Below are 13,877 nucleotides of genomic sequence, written 5' to 3'. Positions count from 1 at the left end.
CCGGTTCCAACATGATCTATCTCACGACTGAGCCAGCAAACCTCTGTATCCCGCAAGTGGCCACCCGGGCCTAGCGTGAGCCAGTTCGGACGTCTACTCCGTCTGGTGCCCTCACGGCATTGAAGCGTCACGGTCGCGCTCCGGCTGTGCTGTGGGCAGACCGTGAGAGGACTACTCCGCCGCAAGTTCTGTCTCTACGGGCGACCGAATTGATCCGCCGACGCGCGAACCCGAAGCCGATCCCAGAATTGGCCGAGTTGACCAGTCGCAACGAGTGACCTCTCAACGAGCGTCAGAAGCGCATTCGCTGTGGACGGATCACACTCCCGAACGAGCGCTTCTATCTCAGTGACGATCAATGCAGCGCTACCACGATCCAGGTCTTCCAGGTATCCAATGTCATCTAATGACAGCGAACGATTTCTATCCGATGCCCAGCGGCGCATTCCCTCGAGGTAGTAGGCGATCCGCAATTCCCTACCCAGTTCTATTGTGGCATTTGGCCCGTCTGAGTAGTTTGCCGCACTGAGGAGCACTTCTGCATCCCACGAAGGATTCGACGTCGGCTCAGCAAGGACGCGCTCCGCCAGCAAGTCCCAGCATTGTCGACCTATCGCCGAGTACAGGAAGTTTGCGTCGATCTCCCACTCGGCCCACGCCTCCGTTCGCAACGGCACGAGCCAAGGTATGGCTTCCACGCTCGGCACTCGTCGAAGCACAGCGAGAGTCCACATCAATGTCTCTCGGCGATTGGTGGTTGGGAGCGGACATTGATCAGCGAACTCTTGCAGGATTGCGATGGCGAGTGGCTGAGAGAGATCGGTGATCGACAATAGCTCCTCGACACGCGAATCCTCCGCCTCCCATAGCTCACATTCGATCCGCGCGAAGGCCAGATAGTCCCGATCGACAACTGGTACCGGGGAGCCCTGCGTCTCCATCCACACGCCTCCAGGCATAATGTCCTCATTCGCCAGCGGCCGTCTGAGTAGTTGACGAATGCCGCCCATCTCGCGGTCCATATTCTCGAGTTTCCTGCCGAAGATCACAGCAACAAGAAGATCCGGATCTGTGGGTGTCGAACGCGAAGCCTCCTCGTCGCCGACGATCGCCTGCCATATCCAGTGGACCCGACGGAGGCTCGGACACCCCTGCAACCGAGGCCTTCGGAGAAGCGATGCCAGACGGTCGACCGCAACGCTCCTAATCGGTTCTTCAAGTGGCCGCAGGAACCACGTATTTGGAGGGTCTTTGGCCAAGCAAAGGCTGTCGACGATCCGTTCGACATCTTCGAAACGGGCGCATTCCAACTCCAACCACATGACCACGGACGCTAACTCTCGGCTTTGGTCCGCGCATCCAACTTGATGGGCCTCAACAAGTAGCTCTCGCGCACCCGGTGAGTTGGAACGGTAGACATGCGGCCAGATCTGACCACCAAATTCTCGTTGCCCCAGTCGAATCCGATCATGCAGGGCGCCTATAACTCCTACCGGATCAATGAATTCCGCCGAGTCCCAACGGTCTTGCGCAATCAAGATATCAGCTGCCTTTTGGCGCTCTTCCAGCTCGGCGCTATGAGAGGCTACGACAGTCAGCATCTCCGCCATATGCCCAAGAGGCGAATCGCCGATTCGCAGTTGTGCCATGAAGTAGCTAAGTACCGGCTTCAATGCCCCGCGTTCACCCAACAGCATGAACGTCTGAGCCAGTGCCCCCCGCCAAGTCATCGAAAATGTCGCTCGCAGGAGCCGTTCCTGCCATGATGGATCATCCGTCTCAATAAGGGCCGCCATTCTCTGCGCAACAAAGTTCTCTTGGAGAGCGCGGTGAAGCCATCTCGCTCGTTGTTGAGTCCCTCCGAGTGGCTCAACCGGTCCGTGCGGGATCAGGAGGCCGGTAGCGTATGTCTCATACGGGGATTGATCCCGTGTCGCTCGTTCGATGGTGTCCAGCTCCACGATGTCTAGCCATGTGAGGTCGTCGCCATGGCCGAAATTGGCCATCGCCCAGGCAACCTCCTCGGCGGCCTGTTTCAGCCGACCGATCTGCGCCGGACTAATCCGTTGTTGGGCGGGGTCGCGCCACTGGGCGCGCAAGAAGTGGTCGATGAACCTGTTGAAGATTGCGCCGGCCGTGCTCGGGACGTGACCGTAATGCGCGAGCATGCACACGAATCCGAGAGTTAGCGGGTTGGTCAGAACTTCGTCAAGCGCCCCACTGGATGTGGAGGCGACATAGCGAGCGCGGGCTGCGACATCGCCCGTGGACGCAAACCAACGCTCGGCGAACAAATCTCGCGCATGCTCGTTTAAGGGCCAGATTGCAACGTGTCGGTGAACGCCTTCCCATGGCGTCGTGTATCCAGCGACGCGTGACGACACAAGGACGGGATGACCCGCGTTGGCAAGCTGCTTGGCCGCGCGCCGCGCGACGGCGTAATCACTCGCGGTCGCAAGCTCATCGAGGCCGTCCAGGACAATCAGCGGAGGATGGCCCGGGTCCCAACTGCTCGCAATCCGTACGCCTTCCGCCACAGTCATCGGGATACTCGCTGCCTGCGCGGCCGAAATCACCGCCGACGGGGCAGGCTGATCCGGCATGCCGGTGCAAACGCGGCTGAAGTCCTCGAGACGGCAGTACAGCGCCAACTGACCCTGCTGCAGAGCGTGTACGACTAGCCCCTTGGCGATCGTCGACTTGCCCGATCCCGGATTGCCAAGTAGAACTGTCAGTTCACCGGGACGCACCGCTTCGAGAGGGAGCGATTGGCGTTCGCCCCACAGAGTACCCTCCCAGTACAACCCTGTCCCCCCGAAGTGTATGAAGTTCCGCTCGTCCAATTCGGTGACCTCAAGTGAGGATGCGAGGCCTTCGCTGTCGAAGACATCGGGGTAGTACTCGGGAGGACGATTGAGCTCATCGAGCGAGCTCGAGATGAGTCGTCGCGTCGACGTTTCGACGGATCCACGTTCCTGCGAAGTCAGCGAGCCCTCGAGGTTGCCGACGCGAACCAGGATCTCGCGCACCGTGGCAAGAACCGCTCCCGCGGCGGAGGAGACAGCAGCCTGATTCGCCCTTGGGTCGGTTCTGTACCAGTTGCAGACCAGTGTGGCCATGCTCCGTGAGATCAACTGAAAGTAGGAGCGAACGTCCTCCGAGGCCTCTTCAAGGTCAGACCGGTCCTTCCCAACGATCCCAACGCCGAAGACCCAGGCGGCCAGAGACTCGGCGCCGGTGAGGCTCTCGCCTGCCAGTACGGCATCCGGCGCGGAGGCGACGCGGCAGTAGGCCTGCACAAGAATGCTCTCCGCCCACTCACGGTCCGCCTCCGCCACCAGGTTAAACTCCACCGCTGTTGCGTGAGCAACGGCCTCGAGAGCACGCTGGCTGAGGCCCTCTACAGTCGCGCGCCCCAGTCCTGTGAGTTCACCCAGTGCGTCCGCAAGCTTCTCTCCGCCCGCCAGCTTTAGAACGGCTTTGAATATGCCCAGCCCAATCTCACTGGCTGGTTCATCCCCGGGAAGCGTCGTCAACATACGTGTCACGATAGAGCGCGATCCGGTGCTCGGCAGGATGCAGGGAGGGCCGTGTTCCGGGTACAGCTCGCGGCCGTGAGATATGTGCAGCTCATCATCCGGCAGGGAACAATCGCGCGGGTCTGGCTTGCACGAGAATAAACGACCGAACGCACAGAATAGTCCGCCGCAGCACCATTCGGGGCGTAGGAGCCCGAGGGCGATTCGGATCTCTAGGTGACGCTGCCTCGTTGAGCTTGCGAACCGCATGTCGACGACGCTTGAGATCTAGGCCAAAACGACGGTCGAAAACTAGGCCACCCAGAGCAGATTGGGTGGGTGATCTCGGTGGAAGATTGGGCGTTGATCAGGCGGCTGGTCGCGGACGGGGTTCCGCAGCGGCAGGTCGCGAGAGACCTCGGAATCGCGAGGGAGACGGTCGCTTCGGCGGTGCGATCGGACCGGCCGCCGAAGTATGAGAGGCCCACGCAGTCGACGTCGTTCTCGCCGTTCGAGGCGCGGGTGCGGGCGCTGCTGACCGAGCATCCCGACATGCCGGCGACGGTGATCGCGGAACGCGTCGAGTGGAGCGGGTCGATCACGTGGTTCCGGGAGAACGTCAGGCGACTCCGCCCGGAGCATCGCCCAGTCGATCCGGCGGACCGGCTGACCTGGGCGGCCGGGGATGCGGCGCAGTGCGATCTGTGGTTCCCTCCCCGGAAGGTCCCACTCGAGGACGGCGGCGCAGTGCTGCTGCCGGTGCTGGTGATCGTGGCGGCGCACTCCAGGTTCGTCACCGCACGGATGATCCCGACCCGCAAGACCGAGGACCTGCTGCTCGGCTCATGGGAGCTGATCCGCCAGCTGGGCCGGGTGCCGCGCCGGCTGATCTGGGATAACGAGGCCGGCATCGGGCAGAAGGGCCGACTCGCGCAGGGCGTCTCCGCGTTCGCTGGCACCCTCGCCACGAAGGTCGTGCAACTGCGCCCCTACGACCCCGAGTCGAAGGGCATCGTGGAGCGCCGCAACGGGTGGATGGAGACCTCGTTCATGCCCGGCCGCAGCTTTGACTCACCCGTCGACTTCAACACGCAGCTGGCCGACTGGCTGGAGAAGGCGAACGCGAGAGTGGTGCGGACGATCAAGGCACGGCCGATCGATCTGATTGAGCATGACCGGGCGCGGATGCTGCCCCTGCCGCCGATCCCGCTGCAGCTGGGCTGGCGGGAACGAGTGGGTCTGGGACGGGACTACTACGTGCGTCTCGATGCGAGCGACTACTCCGTCGACCCGCAGGCGATCGGCCGGATGGTCGACGTCACGGCTGACCTGGACCGCGTTCGGGTGCGGTTGGACGGACGGATCGTCGCCGACCATCCGCGGATCTGGGCGCGCGGCGCCGTGGTCACCGACCCGACCCATCGGGAGACCGCGAAGCTGCTGCGGCACCAGTTCCAGCAGCCGCGACGCGTCGGCGACGATGACCTGAGTCGGGATCTCGCGGACTACGACCGCGCGTTCGGGATCAGCGGGGTCGCATGATGGGCACCCAGAAGAGCACCGAGTCGGTGAAGCAGATCACCTATCTCGCCGGCGCGCTGAAAGCACCCCGGATCACCGAGGCCGCCGGCCGGATGGCCGACCAGGCGAGGGATGCGGGGTGGTCGTTCGAGGACTACCTCGCCGCCGTCCTCGAACGTGAAGTCTCGGCCCGCAACGCCTCCGGCGCGGAACTGCGGATCAAAGCAGCCGGGTTCCCCGCGCGCAAGACGCTGGAGGACTTCGACTGGGACGCACAACCCACCGCCCGCCAACAAGTCGCCGCCCTCGCTTCCGGCGGGTTCCTCCTCGAAGCGCAGAACGTGGTCCTACTCGGCCCGCCCGGAACCGGGAAGACACACCTCGCGACCGCGCTCGGGATCGTCGCCGCCCGGCACGGGCACCGGGTGCTGTTCGCGACCGCGACGGACTGGGTCACCCGCCTCACCGACGCGCACCGGCAAGGGAACCTGCCGCGTGAGCTCGCCCGGCTCCGCCGCTACGGGCTGATCATCGTCGACGAGGTCGGCTACCTGCCGTTCGAACAGGACGCCGCGAACCTCTTCTTCCAACTCGTCTCCTCCCGCTACGAACACGCCTCACTGATCCTCACCAGCAACCTGCCGTTCAGCGGGTGGGGTGGCGTGTTCGGCGACCAGGCCGTCGCCGCCGCGATGATCGACCGGATCGTCCACCACGCCGACGTGCTCACCCTCAAAGGAGCCAGCTACCGGCTCCGCGGGCGGGGCATCGACAGCCTTCCGAGCATCAAGACGCAGGATCCGGCAGACTGAACAAACGACAACCAGGTGGCCTAGTTTTCACCCGGGTGGTTTCCAGTGACCGTCGCAACGAGGACCATCCGAAAGGGGTTCTCAGATGTCGTCTCGTCGTGTTCCGAAGGGGCCGGGTCGCAGGCCGAAGTCGTTGGCCCGGAAGCGCTTCATGGAGTTGCTCGCCGAAGGGTGGTCAATGTCTGCGGCGGCGCGAGAGGTGGGTGTGAGTCGGTCCGCGGCGAACATTTGGAAGAACGGCACGACGGTCAGACGCAAGGATGGCACCGTCAAGGTCGTGCCCCCGCTTGAGCCGCTTTCGGTCCGCGTCATCTCGCCCCGGTTTCTCTCAGAGGAGGAGCGGGTGCAGATCGCCGATCTCGCATCGCGCGGCTTGGGCCCGACGGCGATCGGAGTGGCGCTGGGCAGGGCGCCGTCGACGATCAGTCGGGAGTTGAGGCGGAATCTGCATCCCTCAGGGCAGTATCGGCCGTTTCACGCGCATGCGACCGCTGCCACCCGGCGCCGGAGAACGCGACCCCTGAAGCTGGCCACCGATCCGGTGTTGCTGTCCTACGTAGTCGCGAGATTGAAGGAGCGGTGGAGTCCGCAGCAGATCTCGCGGGCGCTGCATCGCGCGCACCCGGGAGAACCGGCGCGGCAACTGGCGACCGAGACGATCTATCAGGCGATCTACCGTCCCTCGACCGGGATTCTGCGCAAACCGACGCCGTCCCCGTTACGAACCGGCCGGGATCACCGGCGCGGTCAATGGAATCACCTCCTTTCGGCCAACTCGTCGGGCTCTCAGCGTCGACCGCAGCGGGCGCCATAGCGGGCGACACGCCGAACAAAGTCACGACAGTCAGCACACATTCAGCAATGAGACTCCGATCTTGTGACGAACCAGCTCGGCTGCCGTGACGCCTTACGCCGTCCAGATCTCGGCGCTCGGTGTGCAACGATCCACTCCGCGAACGTTATTCAGTGGCGATGAGCTTGAAGTCGAGGCCGAGGCCGATCTTCTTCGCAGCCGTGCGGATCTGCGTCGTTCGCCGCCCTTCTGCGTCGATCAGATCGCACGCCTTGAGCGCCACCAGTAGCATGCAGATCGCCAGGCCGAGCGAGGACTCGTGGGTGTCCTCCTCGCCGTCCGGGTTGAGCGCGATGCCGAGCGGGTTCTCCGCGCTGATCGGAACTTCGAGCAGGTAGTGGTCGGCGAGGTTGCCGGTCGCGTGGCTCATGCGGCTGTACAGCCGCCACATGACGTACATCTCCAGTCCGCCGTCGATGGCGCGACAACGCTGCTCGAACGACTTACCCGTCGGCGAGCTGTCGCCATCGTTTTCGGCCTGCTCGGCGTCGAGACGCTTCAGCAACTCCTCGAATCCGTCGTGGCCCACGGCGATGGCATCGCGGACAGTGGCACGGTGCTGGCGCAGAGTCTCGTGTAGCAGTGCCTTGGCCGCAGGCACTGGTTGCAGGTAGAGCCAGATCGACGTCATACCGAGCTCGATCATCAGGCGGACCTCGGAGGCAACCACGGCCATGCGACCCAGTTCCGACTGCCGCAGAACGACGCGCATCACCTCAACCGCGTGCGTGGCGTAGGTCCAGACGATGGGGCCGGCTCCCTGCACATATTCGGTCTTCATCTTGAAGTCGCGCCCCCGGTCCCGATCCCACCAGTCGATGATCTGCTGGGCGAACGCACGCATGCCGGCGAGATCTTTGAAGCGCTCGTGGAGTGCAGGCGCGTTGAAGATCGGGGGGACATCCACGGAAGCATTGGCTGCAGTCGGCACACCTGAGCTGTACCACGACCGTCCGACATTGCCGAAGCAAGCGGGTGCCGTCCTCTTTCGTCACTTGCCATCGGTCCGCCTTGGGCTCCGGGACTTCCCTACACAGAACTCGGGCGCGCTACCAAAGGCGTGGTCGTTGTGGCGATTCCGGAGTGACTACGTAGGACAAGCCGCCGCCCCGGTCGTGTGAGGGGCGGCGGCGTGTGGGGACTTGTTGCGCGCGGTCAGTTTGCGGCGTTGTAGGCAACGACGACGTTCTCCGGGATGCGCCCGCGCGAGGAGATCGAGTAGCCGTTCGAGCCGGCCCATTCGCGGATGGCTGCGTTTTCGTTTACTGCGCCGCCGCGGGTGCGCGAGCGTCGAGTAGGGGTCGCAGACGCGGAGCCGGTGCGGGAGACGCGTCGTCCAGCCGCCACGTACGATGCCAGGGCGTCACGCAGTGCGGCGGCGTTGGCGTCCGAGAGGTCGATTTCGTACGCGATGCCATCCAAGGAGAAGAGGATGGTATCCCCCGCGCCATCTTCGAGAAGCGAGCCGTCGAGGTCATCGACCAGTTGCTGAATGATCTTTTTTGCCATGCTGACGACATTAGTCCTCAATGACAGGGCGTCGAGATTAGAAGCGCCTCATCATCGCTCTCCAGGGCAATTTCCTGTGTTCACTCCGGACACCCATTTATCCGAATGCGGGGCGAAAGGAGTACGCCCGGTCATCGACCGCCGAAATCTGGAGTGCCGTCTGATCACTCCATCGGAAGCATCACTCCATCGGAAGCACGAGCTAGGCGCGACGATCCCAACGCCGCGCTGGCACGCTTTTCCTACTCCACCAACCTCGTTATCTGAACAATGAATGAGGTCAGAGGTACGCCGCGATCAGTCGCGATGAAGCGTTGCGCGACGCGAACGACGTGTTCGAGCGAATCGGCCGTCGTCGACGCACCGAGCTCAGGTATCTCGATGCGCCAGACGTCACCGTTCCGTTCGACGGTGATGTCGTAGCACTTCGTCGCGTAGGCATCCATCCTCCCCAGAGTAGGACGAGGTTCAGCAACATCGATCATCAACGGTTATGCCCCTCACGGGCACAACGCGCCGCGCCCCCGCCGCGTCAAGGCGCGCGACCATCGTCCTTATTGCCCGGAAGGGCCATACTTGTCCGGATCGGCGCGCGGCTCACGATCCTCTACCACCGCGTTCGACCACACCCAGGTCTTGTACTCCTTGCCGCCCGCCACGAACGAGACCTCGATCGCGCGCGACGTCCATCGGCATGCGAGCGCTCTGACGTTGATCGGGTGATCGTAGAACCGAACCCAAGCCCGCACTGGTTTCGGTTCCGGATCCGTCGTGGTCAGCTCCTTCGCCAGATCGAGCTCGCGCTCCCCCAGACTCTGCAGCCCACCCTTCGCCGCACAGCTGGCCAGCGCACGTTCATCGCCGAGCCGGTCGTAGTAGCTGGCGTATCGCTTGTTCGTTCCCACCGCGAAGACCCCTCTTCGGTTCGAACGGACGCCGACAGCGGTCGAACCTGTCTTCCAGGTTAGAGCAAGCGTATGCACAGTAACACTCGAAACTACTCGCTGGCGCCCGGCGGGGCGGCCACCATGTCGCGGCGATGCGAGTCGGCCACCTCGTGTTCGGTTCCCGGTAGGCAGAATAGGCTCGAGTTCTGAAGTCGCGACGATGCCCGGGAGAACACCTTGAACAGCGATCCGCTGGATGATGCACAAACGCCCCGGTGCCCCGAGTGCGGTGCGGTACTCAGGGACGCCGGGAGCGGCTACGCCTGCCACTCGTGCCGCATCGTGGTGATCGGCACGATCCCCTCCGTGGCGTCGGCCAGCTACAGCGACGATGGCGCAACGGCATAGCGGAGGGTCGCACTAAGGCTCGATCCTCGACTCCTCGGCTTCTCGCAAAGCTCTTGCCAGCTGGCCCATAGCGGGTGCATAGTCGTTTCCGTACTTCTGACTAGTACGTAGGCATGCGCACTTGACCTAGGGGGCTCAAATGGCGCGTCGTATATTTATCACGCGGTCCAACGGCGATCGCGACATCGATCCGGCACTTGTTGGCGAGCTCCTCGACGACATCGACCTTGCCCTAGAAAAGGATGCAGTCGTCGAGATCCCATTGGGTTCGGACGATCACGACGATTCGACAGCTCTCCAGGAGCTCATGTCTCCCGGCAAGTCGACTGTCCTAATCGCCAAGGACGATAAGGACACGACGCAGGTTGTCGTCTCACAGCCGTCGTGGCAAGAGCTCCCGATATTCCAAGAGGGCTGGAACAAGCTCGCGGACCGCGGTGTCCAGGTTGCCCGCCTCATCCCGATAGACACACCCTTTCCCGATTTCCCCTCGGGCGCTCGCGTCGAAGATCGGGGCGGCAACAGTGATGACACGCGCTCAGACTCGCCGACGAGCGCTGGCGCTGAGACGGACAAGACGTCAGTCGACGGCACAGCCCCTGACGAGCCGGCATCGCCGCCCTCGAAGAAAGCGCAACAGGACAACTCCGCTGACAAAGCCGCCACCAAGCCGGCGACTGAGAGCAAACCCGACGGGGTGGCTGCTCTGGTAACCGAACTCGCAAGGGCGAGGCGCCCACTGCCAGACTTCCTGAAGAAGCCCGCGGCCTCGAACGAGAGCTTCTTCGAGAAGAGCACAACGGCGTTTCTCGAGGAGGAGCAAACGCTCACGCGCTCGCTCGGTTGGGCTGTGGCGCCCGACGCCGAACTCTTCTTGTACCTTGACGATGCCGCTCGCCGCTCCGTGGCCGCCGACATCTTGAAGGCTCGGGCCGGAATCCCCGTCTATGAGCCGGGACTCCTCCAGAAGCAACTCGATCTGGAGGATGAACGGATCGCGTACTACACGGAGTTCGTTGACTTCGTCCACCAGTTCACTAAGGATCGCAAGCGTTGGCGCGCGCTTTCAAAGGTGGCAATGCGAGTACTCACGATTGCCCTGATCTTCTCGGCGATCCTCTCGTTGTGGGTGATCTACCTGGCGTCTGATAGCAAGATCGACGGCTGGCAGGCCGCGACAATTATCTTCGTGCTCGCGGTGGTCGCGATCTCGCCCGTCGTCTTGCTCCTGCTCGAACGACCGCTGAAAGGCATCGATTCATTCACGCCGCCCGGTGCCCCGACGGCCCAGTCGAGCACAACTGACACGGCGGCCTCGTCAGATACCTCGAGCGCCAAGAGCTGAGGCGTGTGACCAACCAGCTCGCTGCCGAGCTGGTGATGAACAGCGGGCACATCAGTCCAGGCGACCGTGCTGCGCGAACGCACGTCGCACCCAGGTGTCGTCACGTCGTGTAAAGGATTGGCTGTCGCGACGACGCATCTCGTCATGCCCATTCGGCGTCGGAGATGACGTCCCACTTTTCTTCAAGGGTCCTAATCAGGTCGAGCGCTCCGTCGATCCGGACCGGGAGATTGCTCAGGATGCTGTCTGCCTTGATGATCTCGGCCCACACCGGGTGCGGAGCATCCCCGTTCGACAGGTTGGGGAAGGCGACACCGGCGTCGTGCATGACCTTCATGAACTCGTCCGCGACGAGCCCGTAGCCGGCGGTCGTCGGATGGACACCATCGAGGCCGATCAAGCCGCCGGCTCTCAGGACGAAGCTGGCGTCGACTTCTTCGACATCGATGAAACGGGTGTCCAGGTTCTTGCCGTCTCGGATGTACTCCTTCGGGAACTCGTAGGGAGGTAGATAGTCGAAGGCCTGACCCTCGGCACCGTTCCGACGCACCGCCAATCGGTCGAGCAGGCCGCATGTGTCCACGATCCGCCAATCCCGTTTGAACTCGCAGCGCTGGCGACGAACCATCGCGACGATCGCGTCGTTGTAGGCATCGATCACGCTGTCGATCGTCCAAGCTTCCTCGCCGGTCAGGTGCGGGTGGTCGGGCTTGAACGACTTTTCGTCTTCCCATGGGTACGCGTAGTAGTTGAAATAGCGGTGGTTGTCGGGCAGGCGTCCGCGGAGGCCGTGCGCCAGAGGGGGGATCGTGACGTGCGGAACGGTGCCCCAGATCACATGCTCGGCTTTGATTTTCGCGACCTCTCCCTCAAGCTCCTTCAACTCCTCCTCGAAGTGCTTGGGCAGCCAGACGTTGTAGGCAGACTTCTTGTTCAGGTCCTTGAAGTCGTCGCCCGAGGGAACAATCTTCATCGTCGAGATGGCGCCCAGCGCGTTATTCGAACCGATCCAGATGAGCAGTGTCTCGATACCGTCGGTGCCGTCGACGTTGCCGCGATCGTGCGCGAGCTCGAGGGCCGTGCGCGGCGGACCCTCCATCGGAATGCGCGTCCCGTCGCGTTCCATCTCTACGATTTCCGCGAGCGTGACCAGCCCTGTCCGGTTCATCGCTTGGCCAATCTTCGGGCTCAACTCATCGAGTCGACCCTCGTGGCCGATGGCGGTCCGTTCCGTCTCAACGGTGCGGGAGAGCAGATCCCGAATGTCCCAGCCCCATACTGCCAGGTTGTCGTTTGGATAGATCGGGTCCGGCATCAGCGGGCCATCGATCGGGACGTAGTAGTGCTTGACCTCCATGAGGTGGGCGAGGATGCTCTCAATATCCTTCAGGGGCTCGTCCGTAAGTAGTCCGAGCAGCACTTCCAGGTTGTAGGGGTAGCCGCCGAATTCAGGGAAGACCGGATATCGGAATTCGTCTGCGCCGAGTCCGAGCCGCGCCGCGATCATCGCCGGCCAGCTAATGCTCGTGTTCTTGATCGCGAGATGCTGGAAGCCCTGCGTCAGCGAGTCGCCGAGGGCGACGAGCCGACGGGAGTCGTGCTTCTCCCCCTCACTCTTCGCCACCGGGACTCCCAGCGTCGGGTCCGTGATAGGTCTTCGCGGCCGGTCAAGCAGGTTGACGTCGAAGGTCTCGTTATACCGATCGCTCGTCTGACGCGGTTCCGGCTCCTGCTTTTCGCACGGGTCGTCCATCACCGTTTCCCCCAACCACTGACGTGGGCATCGATGGTGTTCACGATCGAACCGCGTCCCCTGCGCCGACCCGCGTACACCGTCATTGGTTGCCAACCGGGGCCATTGTCCAGCGATTAGAGATGGCTCACAAGAGGCCCCAGTTAGTCGGATTCCTCGATGTCGTCGAGTTGGTCGCTCGGCGTCGCAATGAAGCGTGATGAACCTGGGGGTGCACGTATTCAGCGGGGTGGGTGGATTCAATCACCCAGCGTCAGACCGCGCGACGCTCCGCCTGCTCCAGAAGCCATACCGCGTCGTCGACGCGCTTGTTGAGCGCGATTTGGTTGGTGAGCTGTGCTGAAGCGAGGCGGTCGGCGGCGCTTGCTGCCGCACCAGAAGCTGATCTCGACTCGCTGAGTTCACTTTGTATCACGAGACTCAATCCGGCGACGCTTGACTGCAGACTCAAGCTCATGCGGTTGACGGCATCTTCGAGGTTCGCAAACCCCGCGCTGACAGCAGCGGTGGTTCGTCGCTGTTCCCAGATTTGCGCGAATACGGGGTGCCGTTGCGCCTCGTAGACGACGCCCCCGAGCTGGCGGGCGGCTTCCTCTGCAGCCGCGGTTGCTCGCACGTCATCGAGGTCGATAGGGAAAGCCGCCGGAAAGACGCGGCTCTCGAGGCGGTGTAGTTCTGTCACGTCGGCCCGATACCGAGTCGCAAGGTTCTCGATCGCACGCACGTTCCCGTTGTATGCGCCGAGCGCTGCGTAAGCATTCTCGATCGACGACCAGAAGGGCGAAAATGCACCCGCCGCAAAGTGTTTCCTCGCATCCGCGACCCATGACGCAGAGTTGTCGAGCCACTTGGGAAGCGATTCGAACAACTCCACGGCGCGTTCGCTGCGCTCGTCGACCTCCGCGGCCAGACGCTTCGCCCGATGTTTCGCCGCGTCCTCAGCCGCCCGATCGGCGGCAGCCTCCGCCAACTTTCGCGTGTTCCACTCGTTTCGTTGACGCTCCTGATACTCCGAGCTCGCGATACCCAGACGCACGCTTTGGACCAGAAACGTCGGCACGGCAAAGAAGAGCGGACCGATGATGAGCCAAAGGGCCGGCGAAAACGGGTAGTCCGTCAGGTTCTGCGACCCAAGCATGAGCAAGAAGCCGGGCAGCAGCCCAATGAGGCTTGCCCATCCACACGGAACGAGCACCTTGCGTTGGAACGTCGGCTTCTCCACGAGTTACCACTCCCTTGCGTCGATGTCTTGTCGGCGTTCGAGATCCAGC

10 protein-coding genes and 1 pseudogene are annotated in these 13,877 nt (G+C 63.0%); 4 read left to right on the top strand and 7 right to left on the bottom strand.

Translation table 11 applies throughout. The features are described from left to right. Nucleotides 1–194: 194 nt before the first annotated feature. On the bottom strand, nt 195–3,539 hold the full coding sequence (locus SM116_RS08675; protein WP_320944034.1) for an NACHT domain-containing protein: 3,345 nt from the start codon (nt 3,537–3,539) through the stop codon (nt 195–197). A gap of 318 nt (nt 3,540–3,857) precedes the next feature. Here SM116_RS08675 and istA point away from each other — a divergent pair, with 318 nt between their 5' ends. The 3 genes and pseudogenes from istA to SM116_RS08660 all read left to right on the top strand — a co-directional run. Then, nucleotides 3,858–5,060: an IS21 family transposase gene (istA, locus tag SM116_RS08670; RefSeq protein ID WP_320944033.1), complete on the top strand. Its 1,203-nt coding sequence runs from the start codon at nt 3,858–3,860 to the stop codon at nt 5,058–5,060. Next, nucleotides 5,057–5,851 carry an IS21-like element helper ATPase IstB gene (istB, locus tag SM116_RS08665; RefSeq protein ID WP_425563270.1) on the top strand — a complete coding sequence of 265 codons (795 nt, stop codon included), beginning with the start codon at nt 5,057–5,059 and terminating at the stop codon, nt 5,849–5,851. Before istA ends, istB begins: the two co-directional genes overlap by 4 nt. Nucleotides 5,852–5,936: 85 nt before the next feature. Continuing rightward, nucleotides 5,937–6,599, top strand: a pseudogene (locus SM116_RS08660) (transposase); the annotation flags it as partial. A gap of 211 nt (nt 6,600–6,810) precedes the next feature. Here the strand turns inward: SM116_RS08660 and SM116_RS08655 are convergent. From SM116_RS08655 to SM116_RS08640, 4 genes are all read right to left on the bottom strand, one after another. Then, nucleotides 6,811–7,611 carry a hypothetical protein gene (locus tag SM116_RS08655; RefSeq protein WP_320944031.1) on the bottom strand — a complete coding sequence of 267 codons (801 nt, stop codon included), beginning with the start codon at nt 7,609–7,611 and terminating at the stop codon, nt 6,811–6,813. A gap of 248 nt (nt 7,612–7,859) precedes the next feature. Next, entirely contained in the window at nt 7,860–8,213 is a 354-nt protein-coding gene (locus SM116_RS08650) for a histone-like nucleoid-structuring protein Lsr2 (protein WP_320944030.1), read from the bottom strand. A 242-nt stretch (nt 8,214–8,455) separates the two neighbouring features. Then, a complete protein-coding gene (locus tag SM116_RS08645; protein WP_320944029.1) occupies nt 8,456–8,659 on the bottom strand; it encodes a hypothetical protein in 204 nt (67 codons plus the stop codon). A gap of 108 nt (nt 8,660–8,767) precedes the next feature. After that, nucleotides 8,768–9,118 (bottom strand): hypothetical protein, encoded by a 351-nt coding sequence (locus tag SM116_RS08640; protein ID WP_320944028.1) that lies wholly within the window; start codon nt 9,116–9,118, stop codon nt 8,768–8,770. Between the two features lie 529 nt (nt 9,119–9,647). Here SM116_RS08640 and SM116_RS08635 point away from each other — a divergent pair. Then, complete coding sequence (locus tag SM116_RS08635; RefSeq protein ID WP_320944027.1) at nt 9,648–10,853, top strand: MFS transporter; 1,206 nt, start codon at nt 9,648–9,650, stop codon at nt 10,851–10,853. 142 nt (nt 10,854–10,995) lie between these two features. On the opposite strand, the gene SM116_RS08630 is transcribed toward SM116_RS08635, so the two are convergent. Together SM116_RS08630 and SM116_RS08625 are read right to left on the bottom strand one after the other, a co-directional pair. Next, a complete protein-coding gene (locus SM116_RS08630; RefSeq protein WP_320944026.1) occupies nt 10,996–12,609 on the bottom strand; it encodes an SGNH/GDSL hydrolase family protein in 1,614 nt (537 codons plus the stop codon). Between the two features lie 250 nt (nt 12,610–12,859). Beyond that, nucleotides 12,860–13,828: a hypothetical protein gene (locus tag SM116_RS08625; protein WP_320944025.1), complete on the bottom strand. Its 969-nt coding sequence runs from the start codon at nt 13,826–13,828 to the stop codon at nt 12,860–12,862. Nucleotides 13,829–13,877 lie beyond the last annotated feature (49 nt).

It is taken from the genome of Microbacterium rhizosphaerae, from assembly GCF_034120055.1.
GTDB lineage: Bacteria > Actinomycetota > Actinomycetes > Actinomycetales > Microbacteriaceae > Microbacterium > Microbacterium rhizosphaerae.
The sequence above is the reverse complement of the archived record's forward strand: the minus strand, read 5'-3'. Positions and strand labels throughout refer to the sequence as shown.